Source organism: Rhizobium sp. 57MFTsu3.2 (assembly GCF_012932765.1).
GTDB classification, from domain to species: domain Bacteria; phylum Pseudomonadota; class Alphaproteobacteria; order Rhizobiales; family Rhizobiaceae; genus Rhizobium; species Rhizobium altiplani.
In genome coordinates this window covers 102057-123046 of the sequence record NZ_JDWI01000019.1, presented here as the reverse complement: position 1 = coordinate 123046, position 20990 = coordinate 102057, and the positions used below count along the sequence as shown (strand labels likewise).

Genomic DNA, 20990 nt, shown 5'->3' with positions numbered 1-20990 from the left:
GGCGCAAACACCTCGGGTCTGGCAAGCGCTGGACGAGTGGATGCGCCATCGTGTGAGGGCAATCCAGCTCAAGCAATGGAAGCACGGCAGACGATCTTTCGGGAAATGATGGCAAGGGGAGCCAAACCTGGGGTGGCCCAGCAAGTGGCAGCAAATGCCGGTCGCTGGTGGCGCAACAGCGGCAAGCTCCTTAACGCCACCCTCACCATTAGATGGGCTGACCAACTTGGAATGCCCAGGCTCGTCTAACCTCAATCTCTCGAACCGCCCGGTGCGGACCCACATGCCGGGTGGTGTGGCAGGGGTGCGATCACATCGAGCGCCCCCTATGCCGATTTGGAGCTGTAATGGTAAGTCGCGGACGGGATCAATCGCTGTCGAGCTCGATACCCTGCACCTTCTTCAGCGGGCTGAAGGTCATCCTGTGCAGCGAGCAGGGACCGTGCTTCTCGATACCGGCCCTATGTTGCGCGGTGCCATAGCCGGCATGCGCGGCAAAGCCGTAAGCCGGAAAGGTGCTGTCGGCGCGCGCCATCATCCGGTCGCGCGTCACCTTGGCGACGATCGATGCGGCGGCGATCGAGACGGAGCGCGCATCACCCTTCACGACTGCCTGGCCGGGGCAGGCGAGCCCAGGCGGAACGTCAAGCCCATCGGTCAGGACAAAGCTAGCTGGTATCGACAGGCCGCAGATGGCGCGGCGCATGGCATCCAGACTGGCCTTGCGGATATCGGTCTCATCGATGCGCGTCGAACTTGAAGAGGCGATCGAGACGGTCGCGGTTGCGAGAATCTGAACGAAAAGCTCTTCGCGCCTCAGGGCCGAGAGCTGCTTGGAATCGTTCAGGCCTTCAGGAATGCGTTTCGGATCGAGAATGACGGCTGCCGCCACGACGGGACCGGCCAGCGGCCCCCGTCCGGCCTCATCGGCACCTGCAACCGGCCAGTGACCGGCCTTGCGCGCCTTCAGCTCCAGCCGGAAATCCGGCACGAGGGGGACATCTTCGAAAAGCATGGGAGAATCGGGTGACGTGCGACGGCTCATGCAGCTGACCCTCGCACGCCAACCCGATTTCCTGCAAGTCCCCGGATCAGGGCGGCGGGCCGGGGACTCCAGCGCGGAAGGGCAGGGCGACCATCCGCGAAGCTGAAATGTCAGAGCAGCGAGAGCTGGACGCCGCTGCCATCGGGCGGAACGAACAGGTCGTCCCGCAGCCGCATGCTGCGCCGGGTCATGCCCAGCCGTTTCGTCGCCATTTCGAAACGGCGCGCAATCTGCCAGGCATAGGGTCCGGCGCCCTTCATTCGCTTGCCGAACTCAGCATCGTAATCCTTTCCGCCGCGCATCGAGCGGACCAGCGACATGACGTGACGATAGCGGTCGGGATAGTTCTGCAGCAGCCAGTCGCGAAACAGCGGCGACACCTCGAGCGGGAGACGCAGGATGACATAACCCGCCTCGGTGGCACCCGCCGCGTGCGCCGCATCCAGAATTCGCTCAAGCTCATGGTCGTTGAGCGCCGGAATCATCGGGGCAGCCAGGACCGATGTCTGGATGCCTGCCTCGGAGAGCGCGCGGATGGCCTCCAGCCGGCGCGTCGGCGTCGAGGCGCGGGGCTCCATGGTCCGCGCCAGCTTTCGGTCGAGCGTCGTCGCCGACAGTGAAACGCGGACAAGGTTTCTTTCCGCCATCGCCGAGAGAATGTCGAGGTCGCGCAGGATCATTGCCGACTTGGTTACGATCGAAACCGGATGGTTCGCCTTTTCCAGCACCTCAAGGATCTGCCGCATGATGCGCCATTCCTTTTCGATCGGCTGGTAGGGATCGGTGTTGGTGCCGATCGCGATTACCCGCGGCTTGTAACCAGGCTTCGCCAATTCTCGCTCCAGGAGTTTCGCCGCATCCGGCTTGGCAAACAGCTTGGCTTCGAAGTCCAGACCGGCCGAAAGGCCCATATAGGCATGCGTCGGCCGCGCGAAGCAGTAAATGCAGCCATGCTCGCAGCCGCGATAGGGATTGATCGAGCGGTCGAAGGGAATGTCCGGCGACTCGTTGCGGGTGATGACCGTTCGCGGCTTCTCGATCTGCACGTCGGTCTTGAACGGCGGCAGATCCTCAAGGTTCTGCCAGCCATCGTCGAACGCTTCCCGACGCAGAGGCTCAAAGCGCCCGCTCGGATTAAGCCCGGCCGCACGCCCACGGCGGCGGTCGACATCGATCTGCAGGCCGGCAGATACGATCATCGTATCGGCAATATCTGCCGTATGGGCAGGCGCGAATGCGGCCTGCCCTGCAAGGGACTGCTCATTCATCGGATTCTCCGCTGGCGGAAGCTTTGCTTCCATCCGTTTTGATGATTAAATTCCTATCGGCAAAAAGAGAACAATGCAAGAACAAAATGAGGAAAGTGTCGCTGGCAAATTTTTGTGCGGCGCTCTATGAATAGGCAATGTTGACAGTTGTGCTGGAATGCCAGGATCAGGAACCGGAACTGGCGCAGACATTATCGGTGTTGGTTGCAGGCGCAGTGGAGGGGCTCGTCAGCGACGTCGTGGTGCTGGACCACGACTCGCGGGATGGAACGTCGAGGGTGGCCGACGCCGCCGGCTGCCGCTTCCATTCACAATGGGATATCAAGGACATAGTGCATTCGGCGCGAGGCGAGTGGCTCCTTTTCGTGGAACCGGGGGCGCGACCGCAGACCGGCTGGATCGACGAGATTGCTGAGTATATGATCCTGAACAAGCTACCGGCGCGGTTCAACGCGTCGCGCGGATACCGACGGCCGTTCCTGCAGCGTATCGGGCGTGTTTCGTCGCCGCTGGAGCTAGGTCTTCTCCTTCCGAAGGCGCAGGCGATCGCTGCCGCAAGAAGCGGAATGCGTCTCGCGGAATTCGCGAAGGGGCAAAAGCTGCGCAAGCTCAGCAGCGAGCTGATTCCATCCTGGGTCGCGCGCGCGGCGCGATAGTAGGTAGGGCGCTGCTCCGCGTGCCACCCATGCGGATAATTGGCGCCCGATACAATTTTGCGCTATAATTCCATCATGGCGCCGCCCGAGCGCCTCGCTTCGTGACGGTCGACCATGGAATGCCGGCAGACGGCAGAACAGGTCAGCGGAAGTCTCCTCTTCTGCCGGTTTCCGGCAAAAGGAGGTGCGTCATGAAACGCAATATGATCCGCGGCCTGATAGCGGCCGTCATATTGACGACATCGATGATCGCGCATCCGCATTCGGCAGCATCGCAGATGATGCGCAGTTGCGCAGGCCGATCCGAGGTCGTCAATTTCCTCGACAAGAATTTTGCCGAGAGACTGACGGCGGTCGGGCTGATCAACCAGAACGCCATGCTTGAGGTCTACGCCGCGCAGAGCGGCACGTGGACGCTGCTCATCACGGATGTTCACGGCGTAAGCTGCATCCTGCTGTCGGGTGATAGCTGGGATACGATGCCTGCTCTGCCGGGCATAGGGGCATAGAGCGGCAGACGGTCGCCTGCCGAAGCAGTCCGTTACTTGCCGGCGCCGCGCTTCAGGTGCTCATCGAGGCGCGGCATGATCTCCACGAAATTGCAGGGCATGTGGCGGTAGTCGAACTGGGATTTCAATATGCCGTCCCAGGCGTCCTTGCAGGCGCCAGGCGAGCCCGGCAGCGCGAAGATGAAGGTCGCGTTGGCAACGCCCGCCGTGGCGCGGGACTGGATCGTCGAGGTGCCGATCTTGTCGTAGGAGATACGGTGGAACACTTCCGAAAAGCCATCCATCCTCTTCTCGAAGAGCGGCTCCAGAGCTTCCGGGGTGACGTCGCGGCCGGTAAAGCCGGTTCCCCCCGTGGTGATGACGACGTCGATATCGTCGCGTTCGGTCCACGCCTTCACGCGGGAAGCGATCGCCTGCCGATCATCGGGGACGATCGCGCGGTCGACCAGCCGGTGCCCCGCCTCCTTGATTCTGGCGGCCAGCGTATCGCCGGAGCGGTCATCGGCAAGCGTGCGTGTATCCGAGACCGTCAGCACGGCAATGCCGACAGGAATGAAGGGACGCGTTTCATCCAAACCCGGCATCATGACCTCCCGCAGTCGTTTCCGTGGCTTCGAAATACCAGTCCGGCCGTTCGCGGTGAAGCGCGGCGGCGGCGTCTTCCGCCGCCGCAAGCGTATGGAAGATACCGTAGCAGGTCGCACCGGAACCAGACATGCGAACGAAAGATGCGCCCTGCTTCTTGAGCATCGTCGAGATCTCGGCAATTTCGGGCAGCAGGTCGCGAGCGACCGGCTCAAGGTCATTGCGCGTAGCGCGTATCGCCTCGACCCAGTTGAAACGCGGCGTCATGTCGAGCGGCGGATTGGCCTTGTTCGTCAGCCTTCGGAAAACCTCGGGCGTTGATACGCCTTTCAACGGGTTTGCCAGCACCATGGCAAAGGCCGGCATGTCGTCGACAGGCACGATTTGCTCGCCAATGCCCCTGGCGATCAGCGGTCTGCTCGCCAGGCACATAGGCACGTCGGCGCCAAGTCGAATGGCGATTGCCTCGATGGTCGCGTTCAGAAGCGAGACATTCCAGAGCCGCATCAGACCGCGAAGCGTAGCCGCCGCGTCGGCCGAGCCGCCGCCGATACCGGAGGCAATCGGCAGGTTCTTTTGGAGATGGATGCGGACGGCGGGAGCGGAGCCGCCCTCGCGAGCGATCGCCTCGCGCATAAAGTCCCGAGCCTTCAGGACGAGGTTGTCGTCGCGGCTGTCGTCAAGCGCCTCGGCAAAACGCCCGGAGATCACGAATTCATCTTTATCCGCCAGCGCAAAGCCCAGCCGGTCACCATGTTTGGTGAAGGTCACGAGCATGTCGAGCCGATGGTAGCCATCGGATCTCTGGCCCGTCACATGCAGGGCCAGATTGATTTTTGCCGGAGCGTCCTCGATGACCGTCACGTCATCGCCCATACTCGCCTCTGGCATCGCCGATCAGGACTTCTTATCGGTAGGCTTCGGTTGGATCGGCGCCGGGTCAGGCTGTTTCTTGTCCGCAGCCTTGGAGTTGTCTGTATCCTGCGGCAGGCCGTTGGCGATTTTGTCCTTGATCTTCGGGATCTCGGATGCCTCAGGGTCGGAGCCGAGCGCGCGGTTCCACTGGTAGACGGCTTCGAGCTTGCGTCCGACGCGCCAATAGGCATCGCCCAGATGGTCGTTGATCGTCGCGTCGCCGGCCTTGATCTGCGCAGCCTTCTCCAACTCCTCAACCGCTTCGGCGAAGCGGTTCAGCCGGAAATAGGCCCAGCCGAGAGAGTCGATGATGTAGCCATCGTCGGGACGCAGGTCGACCGCCTTCTTGATCATCGCCAGCCCCTCGTCGAGGTTCCGGTTCATGTCGATCCACGAGTAGCCAAGGTAGTTTAGAACCTGCGGCTGATCCGGGTTGAGCTCCAGCGCCTTGCGGAAATTCGGCTCGGCCTGGTCCCATTTCTTCAGGCGCTCATAGGCAATGCCACGCTGGAAGAAGACAGTCCACGCGCCCTTGCCCGGCAGTGGGCCGATAACTTCGACAGCCTTGTCGTAGTTTTCGGCCATCGCGGCGTAATCCTTCACGTCCGACAGCACGCTGCCATAGGCGAGGTAGCTGCGAACGTCGTTCGGATCGGAGGCAATCAGGTTCTGAAGGTGCTTGCGTGCCTCATCCACCTTACCGCCCTGTGCAAGTGCAAGGCCGAGCTGAAGCTCGGAGATGCGGCGCATCGGCGAGTTCTCGGGTACCTGCTGGTAGAGCGCGATGGCGCGGTCCATCTGCTCCTGTTTCTCGGCAATGCCACCGAGCATGACGAGCGTATCGGCGCTATCGGGATCCAGCGTCTTGGCGGTCTGCAGGTAGAGCGAAACAATATCCTCGGCGCCGTCGCGGTTCAGCGCGCCACCGATGGAGAAGAGCACGCCGGCAGCACCCTGCTTGGCCGTCTGGATCTGCTGCTCCTGCTTCTCGCCCTTTTCGATGCTCTGGCGCAGCGCTTTGAGCGGCGCGTAGTTGGGCAGCAGGTTGTCGCCGACGGAAATTGCGTCGAGCGCCTTCTGCTTGTTGCCCTGTGAGGCTTCGAGCCGGGCAAGAGCGATGACGGCGCGCATGAAGGTATCAGGAGCGGTCGCGCCGCCGTCCTTGTCGAGCACGGCGTCGTTGAGGTTCTGGCGAGCGGCCCTGATGTCGCCGTTCACGATCGCGATCGCGCCGGCATTGTATGACTTGAAGATGCCGACCCAATCCGGTCCCTTCATCTTCTGGATCGTGGTGAGGGCTTCCTTGCCACGGCCGGCGCCGACGCGGGCCCAAGCGGCGAGCAGATCGTTCATCATCCGGTCGAGATCGTTCGGTCCGGTATATTTCAGAAGGGATTCAGCCGTCTTGTATTCGCCACGGCGAATGGCATCCATGCTGCGCACGATGGTCGTGATGCGCTCGACGGTCGGATCACCCTTCAGGTCGTTGGCGTATTTCACGCCGTCCTGGATGTCGCCGTTCAAAAGCAGCGAGATCATCAGTCGCTGGCGGATTTCCGGATTTCCCGGCTCGATCTGCAGCGCCTTCTTGTAGAGTTCGATCGCCGTCTCGTAATCGTGATCGACATCGGCGGTCCGGGCAGCCAAAAACGCACCGGAGAAGCTCGTGACGCTATCCGGATCGAAGATCACTGTCGCGGCATCGTCCTTCTTGGCCGTCTCTTCGGCATTCACGCCGCCGAGCGCTGCCAGCGATATGACCGCTGCCATGGCTGCGCTCGAAAGAAGACGGATGGCAAGTTTTTGCCGCATTAGAAAACCTCTCTTGTGGCAGCCGGCCTCGTCCGACTGCAAATCAGTTGAAATGACTGACTCACAACAGGATGGCTTTTTTGAAGCGGTCCTGCAATAAAATCAGCCCGCGATCAGTGACCGTCGATTAATTGACGCGCTCGATGCAAAAGTCGATGACTTCCATCAGGGCCGATTTCCATGCCGTGTCGGGAAGGGGCGCAAGCGCATCGCGTGCGATCGTGCCGTAGTGAACCGCCCGGGCGATGGTATCGTTCAGCGTGCCGTACTTGGTAATCAGGCCAAGTGCCTTTTCGAGATGCTGGTCGCTGCTTTCGCCGCCTTCAATGGCCTGACGCCAGAAGGCGCGTTCTTCCTCGGTGCCGCGGCGATAGGCCAGGATCACAGGCAGCGTGATCTTGCCCTCGCGGAAGTCGTCGCCGACATTCTTGCCGAGATCGGCTGCCTTTCCGCCGTAATCCAGCGCGTCGTCGACCAGCTGGAAGGCCAGCCCGAGGTTCATGCCGTAGGACTTCAGCGCGTTGCGGCCGGATTTGCCGGCATCGGCGACGATCGGGCCGACTTCGGCAGCCGCGGCAAACAATGCCGCCGTCTTCGCGCGGATGACGGCGAGGTAGTCGTCCTCAGTTGTTTCCATGTTCTTGGCGACGGAGAGCTGCAGCACTTCGCCTTCCGCGATCACGCAGGCAGCCGAGGAGAGCACGTCGAGCGCTTCGAGCGAGCCGACCTCGACCATCATGCGGAACGCCTGGCCGAGCAGGAAGTCTCCGACGAGCACGCTGGCCTGGTTGCCCCAGATCATGCGAGCCGTGGACTTGCCGCGGCGAAGGTCGCTCTCGTCGACCACATCGTCATGCAGCAGCGTCGCGGTGTGCATGAACTCGACCGATGTCGCAAGCTTGATGTGGTTTTCGCCCTTGTAGCCGAACAGCGCAGCCGAGGCCAAAGTCAGCATCGGGCGCAGACGCTTGCCGCCGGACGAGATGAGATGGTTGGCCACCTCAGGAATCATCTGGACGTCGGAACCGGCCTTGGAGAGAATAAGCTGGTTGACCCGTTGCATGTCCGCCTTGGTCAAATCGACCAGCGGCTTGACGGATGCCAGTTTGTTTTTGCTTTCTTCAAGCGGTATGACCACGCCCAACGACCCGGACTCCTGTTAAATTATTGGGTTCGACAATAGAAAGGGGCGATTGGCGCGGCAAGGGGTGAATTGTCGCGTCGCGCAAATTTGAAAGGGATTTTCCCGCAAATGCATGAACTTATTCGCGCCAATGATCCCGTACTGCTCTCCTTTGCGGAGAGTCTGCTGAAGGATGCGGGGATTCACTGCTTCATCGCCGATCAGGGCATGAGCATTCTGGAAGGGTCACTCGGCATGCTGCCGCGCCGGCTTCTCGTCGATGATGACGAGGCGGATCGGGCGCGCCGCATTCTCGTGGATGCCGGGCTCGGCGACGAACTGCGGATGCCGAAGTGAGCTTTTGATGACGGAAGATGTTGCCGAGACCATAGATGCCTTTCACCGGGGGCTGTTCCATGTGGTGCAGCCGAAGGGCAGGGGGCATCGCTCGGGCATGGATGCAATGCTGCTCGCAGCGCTCGTTGCCGACGATCGTCCGATCAAGGTTGCCGATCTCGGTGCCGGCGCGGGTGCTGCAGGCTTGGCCGTCGCGTCACGGCTGCCGGCCGCGGAAGTCGTGCTCTTCGAGCGCTCGGGCGAGATGGCTGACTATGCGCGCCGCAGCATCCTCCTGCCTGACAATGCGCATGTGGCCGGCCGCGTTTCAGTCGTCGAGGCGGATGTGACGCTAAGGGCGAAGGCGCGAAACGAAGCCGGTCTTGTCGATGAGAGCTTCCATCATGTCATCATGAACCCGCCGTTCAACGATGCAGGCGATCGCCGGACGCCCGATGCCTTGAAGGCGGAGGCGCATGCGATGACGGACGGACTGTTCGCAAGCTGGGTGCGGACGGCCGGGGCGATCATGATCCCCGGCGGACAATTGTCCTTGATTGCGAAGCCGGAATCGATCGCCGAAATCATCGATGCCTGCGGACGCCGTTTCGGCGGCATCGAGGTGACCGCAATCCATCCGCGCGAAGGCGAGAACGCCGTGCGCATCCTCGTCACGGCGATAAAAGGATCGCGCGCGCGGCTTTCGCTGCGCGCGCCACTCATCATGCACGAGGAGGGGACGCATAAATTCTCCCCCTTCGTGGACGATCTCAACAACGGCCGGGCGGCCTATGCCAGGCGCTAGCCGGTCACGAAGTCAATCAGCAGCTTGACGTTCAGGCCGGCAATCAGGATCGCGATCACATAGGCGATGGCGCTCAGCCAGCGCGGGGCGACCAGCGCACCCATCTTCGCCTTGCTGGCGGTAAACATCACCAGCGGGAAGACGGCGAAGGAGAGCTGGAGGCTGAGCACGACCTGCGTCAGGATCAGCAGTTCCGCCGTCCCTTGGTCGCCATACCAGATCGTGACGAAGGCGGCCGGAATGATGGCGATCGCGCGGGTGATGAGGCGGCGAACCCATGGCTGAAGCCGGATCTTCAAGAAGCCTTCCATGACGATCTGGCCGGCAAGGGTTGCTGTCACCGTCGAATTCAGGCCGCAGCAGAGCAAGGCGATGCCGAAGAGCGTTGGCGCGATTGCCAGGCCGAGCAGCGGCGAGAGCAGCGCAGATGCTTCGCCCAGTTCCACGACATCCGTCTTGCCGTTGGCGTGGAAGGCGGCTGCTGCAAGGATCAGGATCGATGCGTTGATCAGCAGCGCAAAGCACAACGCTATGGTCGAGTCGATCGTGGCGTAGGTCAGCGCCTCGCGCTTCTCCGGCACCGAATGGCCGTAAGCGCGGGTCTGGACGATGCCGGAATGCAGATAGAGATTGTGCGGCATCACCGTGGCGCCGAGAATGCCGAGCGCGAGGTAGAGCATCTCGGGGTTGGAGACGATCTCGGTCGTCGGGAAGAAGCCCCGGATCACGGCGCCCCATTCCGGATCGGCAAGGAAGATTTGCACCCCGAAGCACACCGCAATGATACCGAGCAGAGCGATCACGAAGGCTTCCACCCAGCGGAAGCCGATCTTCTGCAGATAGAGAATGAGGAATACGTCGAGCGACGTGATAAGCACACCGAGCTCGAGTGGGATTCCGAAAAGCAGATTGAGGCCGATCGCCGTGCCGATCACTTCGGCAATGTCGGTGGCGATGATGGCGACTTCGGCAAAGGCCCAAAGCGGCACGGAAACATATTTCGGGAAGGCGTCGCGGCAGGCCTGGGCGAGGTCGCGACCGGAACCGATGGCAAGGCGCGCACAGAGCGACTGCAAAACGATCGCCATCAGGTTGGACAGCAGAGCAACGGTCAGCAGCGCATAGCCGAACTTCGATCCACCGGCGAGCGAGGTTGCCCAGTTGCCGGGGTCCATATAGCCGACGGCCACCATGTAGCCGGGTCCGAGGAACGCAGCGATCCGTCGCCAACGTGTGCCATGCTTGTGCGTCTGGACGGAACGGTAGACATCGGAAAGCGATGCCTCTTCGCGCTCGTGTCGCCAGCCGGTCTTTGCGTTCGGATTTACGATGTCCATGCAGTGTCCGCCTACTATCAATGCGGCCAGTATGTCCGATTAGAATGATAATGCAAGTCATTCGCAACAAGAATTCTGGACTGGCAGATGTTTTCTGCGCCGGCCATTGCGTTTGTCGCGCCGTTGCATACATGGAAGACGTTCGCTGATCTTGTCGCAAAGGATGGAAAATGGCCGGATTTTTGAAGAGGTTGCTGCCGAAGCGGTTCCGCAAGGAAGGCGTGGTCATTCCCGTCGTTCGACTTCACGGTCCGATCATGAGCGGCGGAAGCCAGTTCCGGCCGACCCTCAATCTCGCCGCAACTTCACAGGTCCTGGAAAAGGCTTTCAGCTTCAAGGATGCGCCGGCGGTCGCCATCTCGCTTAATTCACCCGGCGGCTCCCCGGTCCAGTCGCGGCTCGTCTTCGCGCGCATTCGCGATCTTGCGCGTGAAAAGCAGAAGAAGGTTCTCGTCTTCGTCGAGGATGTTGCGGCATCCGGCGGTTACATGATCGCTCTTGCTGGCGACGAAATTATTGCCGACCCCACCTCCATCGTCGGCTCGATCGGTGTCGTCTCCGGCGGCTTCGGCTTTCCCGAACTCTTAAAGAAGATCGGCGTAGAGCGTCGCGTCTACACGGCGGGGGAAAACAAGGTAATCCTTGATCCGTTCCAGCCCGAGAAGGAAAAGGACATCGAATACCTGAAGACCCTGCAGCTGGAGATTCATCAGGTCTTCATCTCCATGGTTCGTGAACGCCGCGCCGGAAAGCTGAAGAGCGACGAAGTGGTCTTCTCCGGACTTTTCTGGACCGGCACGCGTGGTCTCGAACTCGGCCTCATCGACGGGCTCGGCGACATGCGGCAGGAGCTGAAGCGTCGCTATGGGGCGAAGACCAAGCTCGAGCTGGTGATGCCCGCGCGCGGCCTTTTCGGAAGGCGCATTCCGGGTATATCGTCAGCCAACTTGGAAGGCGCCGGAGCTGGCCTTGCGACCGGACTTGTCGAGGCCGCCGAGGAGAAGGCATTGTGGAGCCGCTACGGGCTCTGAGGGATAAAAGGCTGGCATTATGCCGCAACTGATAATCATCATCGTGCTGGTGGTCGGAGCCTGGCTTCTCTACCGCCGCTTCGTTGCCGATGCACAGCGGCTCGCCGAGCGATCCCGGCGTGCCGAGAAGGAGCGCCAGACGGGCGCCATCGGCACGCTGGTCAAGGATCCGGTCACCGGCGAATATCATCTGAAGAAGGACGAGGACGAGTAGGGCCGCAAAAGCCTTGACCCGTCTGGCGCGGCGTGGCACCTGTCCGCGCACTTTTTGTACGAATTCGGAAGCCGTTCCATGTCTGCAGCAATTCCCGACCACATGAACCCGAAGCGCTCGTTCCAGGCGCTGATCCTCACGCTCCATAACTATTGGGCGGACAAGGGTTGTGCGGTGCTGCAGCCTTACGACATGGAGGTCGGTGCCGGCACGTTCCACCCGGCAACGACGCTGCGCGCGCTCGGCCCCAAGCCGTGGAAGGCCGCCTATGTGCAGCCGTCGCGCCGCCCGTCGGACGGCCGCTACGGCGAGAACCCGAACCGTCTGCAGCACTATTATCAGTACCAGGTCATCCTGAAGCCGAATCCGTCGAACCTGCAGGAGCTCTATCTCGGCTCGCTGGCTGCGATCGGCCTCGATCCGCTGCTGCACGACATCCGTTTTGTCGAGGACGACTGGGAAAGCCCGACGCTCGGTGCCTGGGGTCTCGGCTGGGAATGCTGGTGCGATGGCATGGAAGTGTCGCAGTTTACTTATTTCCAGCAGGTCTGCGGTATCGAATGCTCGCCCGTCTCGGGCGAGTTGACCTATGGTCTCGAGCGTCTGGCGATGTATGTGCAGGGCGTCGACAACGTGTACGACCTGAACTTCAACGGGCGCGAAGGCGACGAGAAGATCAGCTACGGCGATGTCTTCCTACAGGCCGAACAGGAATATTCACGCCACAATTTCGAATACGCCAATACGGAAATGCTGCATCGCCACTTCATCGATGCCGAAAAGGAATGCCAGGCGCTTCTCGCCGCCGGCGCTCCTGGCGACAGCGATAATCAGAAGCTGCACAAGTGCGTCTTCCCAGCTTACGATCAGTGCATCAAGGCGTCACACGTTTTCAATCTGCTGGATGCGCGCGGCGTCATCTCGGTTACCGAGCGTCAGAGCTACATCCTGCGTGTGCGGACGCTGGCGAAGGCCTGCGGTGAGGCCTTCCTGCAGACGGATGCGGGTGGGGTGAACTTGGCGAAAACCGCCGCTTGAAGAGCGGCAGTCAGCGGCGCTCGTCGCTTCTGATCTCGACGCGGCGTTCCACCGGACGAGCCTTGCTGGACGAAAAAGTACGTTGCGATGGCCAGTATGTTGAGCAGGAAAATAAACGCGCTCATGGTCTGAATGATCCTTGCCGCAGTTTGCGTATGCACGCTAGTTCAACGTGCAGAGTGAAAATAAGGCTTCGGCCGGTGCGACGGTATCGTGATTTCTCACTACCCCCCGTCCAGTGATTGCCCCGAAAGAGGGCCGGAAAGCGGGATGACAATCTGCGGTAACCCGCATAGTCTCCGGGCATACTTTCGGTCGTTGCGGGGGATTCGCGAATGTATGTAATTCTTGGCCTTATTGTTCTGGTCGCGCTCTATGCCGTCTTTGTCTACAACGGCCTTGTTCGCGCGCGGCAGATGGCCGAGGAAGCCTGGTCCGGTATCGATGTGCAGCTGAAGCGCCGCGCCGACCTGATCCCGAACCTGATCGAGACGGTCAAGGGCTATGCCGCCCACGAGAAGACGACACTCGAAGAGGTCGTTGCCCTCCGCAATAAGGCGCAATCGGTTCCGACGGGCGACGTCGCCGGTCGCGCTCAGGCAGAAGGCCTGCTCGGCCAGGCGCTTGGACGTCTGCTGGCACTCGCCGAAGCCTATCCCGACCTGAAGGCAAACGAGAATTTCCGCGAGTTGCAGACCTCGCTGGAGACGATGGAAAGCGAAATCCAGATGGCCCGCCGTTATTACAATGGCGCCGCCCGTGATCTGAATGTCAAGGTCGAAAGCTTCCCCTCCAACCTTGTCGCTGGCCAGTTCGGGTTCCAGAAGCGGGACTATTTCGAGATCACCAACGAAGCGGATCGCGCCGTTCCGACCGTAAAGTTCTGATATCCGCCATTTGCCTTTGCGTAAAAACTGCTAAGAGCAGGGCATGATCGTGGCCTGATGTGGCCCTCGCGCAAAGACGGAAAAGACAGGCAATGAGTAAAGACAAGCTCACCATCATCCCGCCGGACAAGCCGCTGACAGGTCGCGCCGTCCCGCCCGGCTCGAAATCGATCACCAACCGCGCGCTGCTCCTGGCAGGTCTCGCCAAGGGCACGAGCCGCCTGACCGGCGCTTTGAAGAGCGACGACACGCGCTATATGGCCGACGCTCTCCGCGCCATGGGTGTCATCATCGAAGAGCCGGATGATACGAGCTTTGTCGTCACGGGCAGCGGCAAGCTGCTGCCGCCGCAGGTGCCGCTTTTCCTCGGCAACGCCGGAACGGCGACGCGCTTCCTCACGGCCGCTGCCGCCCTGGTGGATGGCACCGTCGTCGTCGACGGCGACCAGCACATGCGCAAGCGCCCGATCGGTCCGCTGGTCGATGCACTGCGTTCGCTCGGCATCGACGCGTCGACCGAAACCGGCTGCCCGCCGGTCACCGTCAAGGGCACTGGCCGTTTTGAGGCGAGCCGCATCCAGATCGATGGCGGCCTGTCGAGCCAATATGTCTCGGCGCTGCTGATGATGGCTGCTGGCGGCGACAGGGCGGTGACGATCGAACTGCTAGGCGAGGACATCGGCGCGCTCGGCTACATCGATCTGACCACAGCGGCGATGCGCGCCTTCGGCGCCAAGGTCGAGAAGACGAGCGCGGTGACCTGGCGCGTCGAGCCGACCGGCTACACGGCAGCAGATTTCGTGGTCGAGCCCGACGCCTCTGCCGCGACCTACCTCTGGGCTGCGGAGGTGCTGACATCAGGCAAGATCGACCTCGGCGTTGCAAACGGCGCGTTCACGCAGCCGGACGCGAAGGCCTATGACCTGATCGCCCAGTTCCCGCATCTTCCCGCGGTTATCGACGGCTCGCAGATGCAGGATGCGGTTCCGACCCTTGCTGTGCTCGCCGCCTTCAATGAGACGCCGGTCCGCTTCGTCGGCATCGCCAATCTGCGCGTCAAGGAATGCGATCGCATCCGCGCCGTCTCGACCGGCCTGACGCAGATCCGCCCGGGTCTCGCTCACGAGGAAGGCGACGATCTGATTGTCCAGTCCGATCCCTCGCTCGCCGGACAGCGTCTGCCTGCCAAGATCGATACCTTCGCCGACCACCGCATCGCCATGAGCTTTGCGCTCGCCGGTCTGAAGATCGCGGGCATAACGATCCTTGATCCGGACTGCGTCGGCAAGACCTTCCCGGCCTATTGGCGGACACTGGCCGCGCTTGGCGTGACCTATGCCGATGAGAGCTGACATTATCTGACGCGGCCAGGACGCCGCAGGCGAGGGGTATGATGATCCGACGGCTTTCCGGCCTTTGCTTCGTTCTGTTTCTGATGCTTGCGGCGCGTGGCGCCATCGCCGCGGAGGTGATCAACGCCTTCGCGTCAAACATTGCGCTGGAGAAGAGCGGCGCGATGACGGTGACGGAGACGATATCAGTTACCGCCGAAGGCAACCGCATTCGGCGTGGCATCTTCCGCGATTTTCCGCTGACTTATCAGGATGAAAAGGGCCGCCTCCGCCGAGTCGATTTCGACGTCATCGCGGTCAAGCGCGATGGCCGCGACGAGCCCTGGCACACCGAATCCATCAGCGGCGGCATCCGCATCTATGCCGGCTCGGAAGACGTTACCGTGAGCTATGGCCGGCACGAGTATGTCTTCACCTACCGCACCAATCGCCAGATCCGCTACTTCGACGATCACGACGAACTCTACTGGAACGTAACCGGCAATGGTTGGATCTTCCCGATCCTGATGGCGACGGCGACCGTGAACCTTCCAGATGGCGTCAGCGCGATCGATACTGCTTTCTTCACCGGCCCGCAGGGCGCGACGGACAGGAATGCAAAGATTTCAGGCGGCGGAAGTCGACTGTTGTTTTCGACGACCCGGGCGCTGAACGCAGGCGAAGGGCTGACGATCGCAGTCAAGATGCCGAAGGGCTCGATCAATCCGCCGAGCGCTGACGATGAGCGGCGCTGGTGGCTCAGCGACAACCGTGATTACTTCCTCGGCTTTGGCGGTCTCATTCTGGTCTTCCTCTATTACACGCGCTCCTGGCTGAAGGTCGGCCGTGACCCGGCGCGTGGCGTGCTGGTGCCGCGCTGGGATCCGCCTGATGGAATCTCGCCGGCGCTGGTGAACTACATCGACAATCGCGGCTTCTCCGGGCAGGGCTGGACGGCGCTGTCGGCAACGGCCCTCAATCTCGCGGTGCGCGGCTTTGTCGTGCTGGAGGACCTCAAGAACGCGATCGTCATCCGCCGCACCGACAAGCCGGTCGGCAAGGAGAAGCTGGAAGCAGGGGAAGCCAGCCTGCTTAACGCAGTCGGAGCCAAGGGCTCGCTGACGATCGATGAAGCGAACGGAACGAAGGTGAAATCAGTCGGCGACAGCTTCCGCACAGCCATCGAGCGCGAGCACCGCGGCAAGTACTACAACGCGAATGCCGGCTACACGACCGGCGGCATAGCGCTCAGCGCCGCTTCATTGGTGGCCCTCTTCGTCTTCGGAACGCTGGAACCTGATGCGATCGCCCTGATGATCATTCCGATTGGCGTCGTCGTCTTCATCTCGGTGTTCGTCGCTGGCTTCGCCAAGTCGTTCCGCCCCGGCAGATCGCTCGGCGCGAAGATCATGTCGGTGATCGCGATCGCCATTGCTGTCTTCATCGGCTTCAGCATCGTCTCGTCGCTGGCTTTGGCGCTGTTCTCGTCGCTGGTCGAGTTGCATGAGACGCCGATGCTGTTTGCGATCGGCGGCATCATTCTCCTGAACCTGCTCTACGTCTTCATCATGGGTGCGCCGACCCCGCTCGGTGCCAAGCTGATGGATGGCATCGACGGTCTCCGCCAGTACATGACGCTGGCCGAGAAGGACCGCATGAACATGGCTGGGGCGCCTGAGATGTCGCCCCAGCATTTCGAGAAGCTCTTGCCCTATGCCGTGGCGCTTGGCGTCGAAAAGCCCTGGTCGCGCGCGTTTGAAACATGGCTTGCTGCTGCGGCGGCGGGTGCCGCTGCAGCGGCCTATGCTCCCTCCTGGTATTCCGGTAATTTTGGCAGCGGCAATTTCTCCGATCGCATCGGCGGCTTTTCTTCGTCGATGGCCTCGACGATCGCCTCCACCATTCCGGCACCGCCATCAAGCTCGTCCTCCGGCTTTTCCGGCGGCTCGTCGGGCGGCTTTTCCGGCGGCGGCGGTGGTGGTGGCGGTGGCGGCGGCTGGTAAGGCGTCCTGCTCAATCATTCCTGCTTGAGCCCCCGGCAAGCGACTGTGCTTGACGTAGCAAGTATTCCTGCTTGACCCCGGGCAAGCATTCCTGCTTGACCTTTCGGCGCTCTCCCCTTAACCGCCAGACGGAAACGTGAAAGGGACGGGCATGAAGGTTCTGTTGATCGGATCGGGCGGACGCGAGCACGCATTGGCCTGGAAGCTGGCGCAATCGCCTCTCATGACGGAATTCTACGCCGCGCCCGGCAATCCCGGCATTGCCGACCACGCGACCCTGGTTGCCGTCAATGTCGACGATCATGATACCATCATTGCCTTCTGCAAGGACAAGGCGATCGACTTCGTCGTGGTTGGCCCGGAAGCGCCGCTCGTCGCCGGCATTGCTGACAAGCTGCGCGCCGCAGGCTTTGCAGTCTTCGGCCCATCGGCAGCAGCAGCCCAGCTCGAGGGTTCGAAGGGCTTCACCAAGGATATCTGCGCCCGCTACGGCATTCCGACCGGTGCCTATCAGCGCTTCAACAACCCGCCGAAGGCGAAGGCCTATATTCGCCAGCAGGGCGCCCCGATCGTCGTCAAGGCGGATGGCCTTGCTGCCGGCAAGGGTGTGACTGTTGCCATGACCGTTGATGAGGCGCTTGCTGCCGTCGACGATTGCTTCGAGGGTGCCTTCGGTGCCGCTGGCGCCGAGGTCGTTATCGAAGCCTATCTCGATGGCGAGGAAGCGAGCTTCTTCTGCCTTTGCGACGGTAAGCATGTCCTGCCGCTCGCAACGGCCCAGGACCACAAGCGGGTGGGCGAGGGCGACACCGGCCCGAACACCGGCGGTATGGGCGCCTATTCGCCTGCTCCCGTCATGACCGCCGAGATGGTCGAGCGCACGATGAAGGAAATCATCGAGCCGACCATGCGCGGCATGGCCGAAAGCGGCTATCCCTTCTCCGGCGTCTTCTTCGCCGGCCTGATGATCACCGCCAAGGGCCCCGAGCTTATCGAGTACAATGTCCGCTTTGGCGATCCCGAGTGCCAGGTGCTGATGATGCGTCTGAAGAGCGATCTTCTGCCGCTTCTCCACGCCACCGCCACCGGGACGCTCGATCAGGTGTCCGCCGAATGGACGGATGATCCGGCCCTGACGGTCGTCATGGCATCGGAGGGCTATCCGGGCTCCTACGACAAGGACACGCCGATCCGCCATATCCCGGAAGCGGGCGAGGGCGCCAAGGTGTTTCATGCCGGCACAGCGCTCAAGGACGGAGCGCTGGTCGCAACGGGTGGCCGCGTGCTGAACGTCACCGCCACAGGGAAGACGGTTGGCGAGGCGCAGACGCGTGCCTATGCGCTCCTCGACAAGGTCGATTGGGACAATGGCTTCTGCCGCCGCGACATCGGTTGGCGCGCGATCGACCGCGAAAAAGCGTGAGCAAACCCGAAATCGGGTCAGTTCTCTAAATTTTTACCCTTTCCCCTGACGGGATGGAAACAAAGCCACGCTAGTCTCTTCTCAACGTGAGACGGAGTGTTCCATGCGTCAGGTCATCTTGGGTGCGATAGCTGTGTTTACGGCAGGGTCTGCCTGTGCCTCCTCGATTGAGGTCGTGGGCAAGGACGCGCGCACCAATGGCGGGAGCATCAGCCAGGAAAGCTGCCAAACCTGCCCGCCGCTTGAAAAGGTCGAGCGCAAGAAGGACTACACCGTACCGACGCTGGCACCTGGCGCGCTGCAATCCTCGGAAGTTCGCGACGTCAACGGTGAGATGAAGCTCTATCGTACCGAAGGCTGGATGGGCGGCTCGCCCGTCGTTTTTGTAACCAAGGCGCCAGCCGAACCAATGACAGCCGCCACGCAGCCGGCCGACAACATCGACCGCGCCTCGACGACGGCTGCAGTCATCGGTGGCGACGTCAAGCCGGTCGCGGCAGGCGTGACAGGCGTGCCGAAGGAACAAAAGGCGCCGCTCGACGTTTTCAACTTTGAACTTCGACCCTGATTTCCAGTTCCCTGCCCCAGCCTGACCAAAGTTTCGGTCGTCCGGGGTCCACCCCGCGGTGGATAAAATGCGTCCCTGAGAGAAGCAGGGACGCATTTTTTTATTTCTAGTGAGCTTTGCCGAACGGGGAGTTGCCAAAGTTCGGCGCAAGCAGGCGCGCAAGTGCGTGCAATCCAGTCGAAACATCCAGCCAACGCAAATGGTGTTTGGTGCCCTGGCTATCAGCAACGGCAGCGGTAGCTTCAACAGCCGTCAGCTCGGGAACCGGCTCCGGCGGAGGGGAGTAGATGCGTCCCTGATCGAGGGAAAGGATGGTTAGCGTCGTAATCATGGCCGTCTCCCACTTGCGGTTTTGCTGTGGGAAGCAGTCTCAGCCGGTTGCGGCCTTCCGGTCCTGAAAGGCCCAAGGAAAAGTTCCGAAACGATCCGAAACTAGCGCTCAGGGACACCCGCCAACCTCAACCCGTCGAGGAGGGCAGCAATGCGATCCGGATATTTGCCGGGTTGGCCGGCGCGGATGCGCTCGGCGGTTATATCAGGCGTCAGTCGTCTCAACGCCGCTAGGTGGCGATGGGCTTCCTCCATGCGGCCGAGATGCGCACTCGCAGCAATGAGCACCCATAGCGTTGGCTCGAAATTCGGATTGCTGGCCAGCGCTCTCGAAGCCCAGGCCACCGCCTGCTCGTATTCTCCGAGGATCACGTGGGCATGCGCGATGCCGCAATGCGAGAAATGCGCGCCGCGGTCACCTGGGGTCAAGCGGTTGGCCCTGTGGAAGTGGCTGAGTGCGTCGTTGACGTTGCCGCAATGAAGATGCCCGATGCCGGCCCTGACAACGACCATCGGGTTGTTGGGATTGGATTCGGCGGCCGCCTGCAGAACTGCAGGACCCCAATCGTAGTCCTTCACCGTCTGCATCAGGGCGACGCCGCAATGAGCCATGACCATGGCGTCGCCGGCGCAGTGCTCCAGCGCCCGCCGCGCCAGTGCGCCGCAGGTTTGCACGTCGTCCTCGGTGAGCGACGGCCAACCCATCGTGTAGCGATGCTCGAGCGCCCATGCCGCATGGGCAAGCAACTGCGCATTGTCAGGCTCGACGGCCAGCCCTTGCATGAGAAGCGCATAGGCGGCAGCGTTATCGCTTTCGATTTCGGTCGAGATCTTGGCCAGCGCCTGCAGGTAGATGTCGTAGGTGGCTACGCTTCCGGGCCTTTCACGTCGTGACCGCTCGATCTCGGCCGTCTGGATCAGCGGTTCGATCAGCGTTGCGACGCGCTCGGTGATGCGATCCTGAAAGTCGAATATCTCGTCCAGCGTCCCGTCGAAGGTCTGCGCCCACATATGCGTGCCGCCTTGACCCTCGACGAGTTCGGCGACAATGCGCAAGCGGTTGCCCTGCTGCCGGATGCTGCCTTCAAGCACGTAGCTGACACCGAGTTCCGCCGCGATCTTGCGCACATCCATCCCGCTGCCCTTGTAGGCAAAGGAGCAGTCCCGGCCGACGACGGCAAAGCTTCGGAACCGGCTGAGGGCTGCAATAATGTCGTCGACGATCCCATCGGCAAAGTAGTCCTGGTTTGGATCGCCGCTAAGATTGCTGAAGGGGAGGACAGCTAGGGTCGGCTTCAACTCCGGGGCTGGAGCAGCGGCTTTCGTTTCAATGTTCGCGCGGATGAAGCGGTAACCGACACGCGGCACCGTCGCAATCCATTCCTGCCCATCGGGTGTAAGACCGAGCACTTTGCGAAGCGCCGCCACCTGGACAGTCAGGTTGCTTTCCTCGACTGCGGTTCCGGGCCAAACGCGCTCCATCAGCGCATCCTTGGAAACAACATTGCCGCGGGCTTCAAGTAACACTTCAAGAAGAGCCGCGCCGCGTTGGCCAAGCGCGACCGCCCGCCCATTCCGCAGCAAGCCGCAGCCGGGATCGAGAACGAATTCACCGAAGGCATGCGAAGCCTCAGCCATGCAGCAAGTATAGCGCAACCGCCAGAGTCGGAAAACTGTACGGCGTGCCTTGCGACACCACTTCAACTTAAGGGCGCGCAGATGAATCAAACTTGCCGCACACTGCAAGAATGCACTGATTATATTTGATAATCCT

Annotated in this window: 22 protein-coding genes; 13 read left to right on the top strand and 9 right to left on the bottom strand. The window is 61.6% G+C overall.

Annotation, left to right across the window (positions count from 1 at the left end):
* Positions 1 to 40 precede the first annotated feature (40 nt).
* The gene (locus AF71_RS32275) at positions 41 to 109 is read left to right on the top strand and encodes a hypothetical protein (RefSeq protein ID WP_246733911.1); all 69 of its coding nucleotides are present in this window, start codon (positions 41 to 43) and stop codon (positions 107 to 109) included.
* Positions 110 to 367: 258 nt separating this feature from the next.
* Here the strand turns inward: AF71_RS32275 and AF71_RS19905 are convergent, their stop codons facing one another.
* Together AF71_RS19905 and AF71_RS19900 are read right to left on the bottom strand one after the other, a co-directional pair.
* Positions 368 to 1045: a ribonuclease HII gene (locus AF71_RS19905; RefSeq protein ID WP_112656775.1), complete on the bottom strand. Its 678-nt coding sequence runs from the start codon at positions 1043 to 1045 to the stop codon at positions 368 to 370.
* A 110-nt stretch (positions 1046 to 1155) separates the two neighbouring features.
* On the bottom strand, positions 1156 to 2313 hold the full coding sequence (locus AF71_RS19900; protein WP_169682743.1) for a PA0069 family radical SAM protein: 1158 nt from the start codon (positions 2311 to 2313) through the stop codon (positions 1156 to 1158).
* A 137-nt stretch (positions 2314 to 2450) separates the two neighbouring features.
* Here AF71_RS19900 and AF71_RS19895 point away from each other — a divergent pair, with 137 nt between their 5' ends.
* Positions 2451 to 2969: a glycosyl transferase gene (locus tag AF71_RS19895; RefSeq protein WP_169682741.1), complete on the top strand. Its 519-nt coding sequence runs from the start codon at positions 2451 to 2453 to the stop codon at positions 2967 to 2969.
* Positions 2970 to 3160: 191 nt separating this feature from the next.
* Positions 3161 to 3478, top strand: a complete 318-nt coding sequence (locus tag AF71_RS19890; RefSeq protein WP_018859322.1) for a hypothetical protein — start codon at positions 3161 to 3163, stop codon at positions 3476 to 3478.
* A gap of 32 nt (positions 3479 to 3510) precedes the next feature.
* Here the strand turns inward: AF71_RS19890 and moaB are convergent, their stop codons facing one another.
* The 4 genes from moaB to AF71_RS19870 form a co-directional block, all read right to left on the bottom strand.
* Positions 3511 to 4062: a molybdenum cofactor biosynthesis protein B gene (gene moaB / locus AF71_RS19885; protein ID WP_025661923.1), complete on the bottom strand. Its 552-nt coding sequence runs from the start codon at positions 4060 to 4062 to the stop codon at positions 3511 to 3513.
* Positions 4046 to 4954, bottom strand: coding sequence for a 4-(cytidine 5'-diphospho)-2-C-methyl-D-erythritol kinase (locus tag AF71_RS19880; protein ID WP_169682740.1), 909 nt, complete (start codon positions 4952 to 4954; stop codon positions 4046 to 4048). Before AF71_RS19880 ends, moaB begins: the two co-directional genes overlap by 17 nt.
* Before the next feature lie 6 nt (positions 4955 to 4960).
* Entirely contained in the window at positions 4961 to 6790 is a 1830-nt protein-coding gene (locus AF71_RS19875; protein ID WP_018859325.1) for a tetratricopeptide repeat protein, read from the bottom strand.
* A gap of 127 nt (positions 6791 to 6917) precedes the next feature.
* Positions 6918 to 7934, bottom strand: a complete 1017-nt coding sequence (locus tag AF71_RS19870; RefSeq protein WP_025661920.1) for a polyprenyl synthetase family protein — start codon at positions 7932 to 7934, stop codon at positions 6918 to 6920.
* Between the two features lie 108 nt (positions 7935 to 8042).
* Between AF71_RS19870 and AF71_RS19865 the strand changes: the two genes are divergently transcribed.
* Positions 8043 to 8270: a DUF2007 domain-containing protein gene (locus AF71_RS19865; RefSeq protein ID WP_018859327.1), complete on the top strand. Its 228-nt coding sequence runs from the start codon at positions 8043 to 8045 to the stop codon at positions 8268 to 8270.
* A gap of 7 nt (positions 8271 to 8277) precedes the next feature.
* Positions 8278 to 9054, top strand: a complete 777-nt coding sequence (locus AF71_RS19860; protein ID WP_112824286.1) for a methyltransferase — start codon at positions 8278 to 8280, stop codon at positions 9052 to 9054.
* Here the strand turns inward: AF71_RS19860 and AF71_RS19855 are convergent.
* On the bottom strand, positions 9051 to 10391 hold the full coding sequence (locus AF71_RS19855; RefSeq protein WP_113472000.1) for an Nramp family divalent metal transporter: 1341 nt from the start codon (positions 10389 to 10391) through the stop codon (positions 9051 to 9053). The two genes, AF71_RS19860 and AF71_RS19855, sit on opposite strands and share 4 nt — an antisense overlap.
* A gap of 170 nt (positions 10392 to 10561) precedes the next feature.
* Here AF71_RS19855 and AF71_RS19850 point away from each other — a divergent pair, with 170 nt between their 5' ends.
* The 8 genes from AF71_RS19850 to AF71_RS19815 all read left to right on the top strand — a co-directional run bounded on the left by AF71_RS19850 (position 10562) and on the right by AF71_RS19815 (position 18886).
* Positions 10562 to 11422, top strand: a complete 861-nt coding sequence (locus AF71_RS19850; RefSeq protein ID WP_113472001.1) for a S49 family peptidase — start codon at positions 10562 to 10564, stop codon at positions 11420 to 11422.
* Between the two features lie 19 nt (positions 11423 to 11441).
* Positions 11442 to 11636, top strand: a complete 195-nt coding sequence (locus AF71_RS19845) for a membrane protein (protein WP_018116661.1) — start codon at positions 11442 to 11444, stop codon at positions 11634 to 11636.
* A gap of 78 nt (positions 11637 to 11714) precedes the next feature.
* Positions 11715 to 12674 (top strand): glycine--tRNA ligase subunit alpha, encoded by a 960-nt coding sequence (locus tag AF71_RS19840; RefSeq protein ID WP_018859332.1) that lies wholly within the window; start codon positions 11715 to 11717, stop codon positions 12672 to 12674.
* A 335-nt stretch (positions 12675 to 13009) separates the two neighbouring features.
* Positions 13010 to 13561 (top strand): LemA family protein, encoded by a 552-nt coding sequence (locus AF71_RS19835; RefSeq protein WP_113472002.1) that lies wholly within the window; start codon positions 13010 to 13012, stop codon positions 13559 to 13561.
* Between the two features lie 92 nt (positions 13562 to 13653).
* Positions 13654 to 14913: a 3-phosphoshikimate 1-carboxyvinyltransferase gene (gene aroA, locus AF71_RS19830; RefSeq protein WP_169682738.1), complete on the top strand. Its 1260-nt coding sequence runs from the start codon at positions 13654 to 13656 to the stop codon at positions 14911 to 14913.
* A 41-nt stretch (positions 14914 to 14954) separates the two neighbouring features.
* Positions 14955 to 16895, top strand: a complete 1941-nt coding sequence (locus AF71_RS19825) for a DUF2207 domain-containing protein (RefSeq protein WP_169682747.1) — start codon at positions 14955 to 14957, stop codon at positions 16893 to 16895.
* Between the two features lie 151 nt (positions 16896 to 17046).
* Positions 17047 to 18318: a phosphoribosylamine--glycine ligase gene (gene purD, locus AF71_RS19820; RefSeq protein ID WP_169682736.1), complete on the top strand. Its 1272-nt coding sequence runs from the start codon at positions 17047 to 17049 to the stop codon at positions 18316 to 18318.
* Between the two features lie 103 nt (positions 18319 to 18421).
* A complete protein-coding gene (locus AF71_RS19815; RefSeq protein WP_169682733.1) occupies positions 18422 to 18886 on the top strand; it encodes a plant virulence effector HPE1-like domain-containing protein in 465 nt (154 codons plus the stop codon).
* A gap of 106 nt (positions 18887 to 18992) precedes the next feature.
* On the opposite strand, the gene AF71_RS19810 is transcribed toward AF71_RS19815, so the two are convergent.
* Complete coding sequence (locus tag AF71_RS19810; protein ID WP_169682731.1) at positions 18993 to 19217, bottom strand: hypothetical protein; 225 nt, start codon at positions 19215 to 19217, stop codon at positions 18993 to 18995.
* A 101-nt stretch (positions 19218 to 19318) separates the two neighbouring features.
* A complete protein-coding gene (locus tag AF71_RS19805; RefSeq protein ID WP_169682729.1) occupies positions 19319 to 20854 on the bottom strand; it encodes a winged helix-turn-helix domain-containing tetratricopeptide repeat protein in 1536 nt (511 codons plus the stop codon).
* Positions 20855 to 20990: the final 136 nt, after the last annotated feature.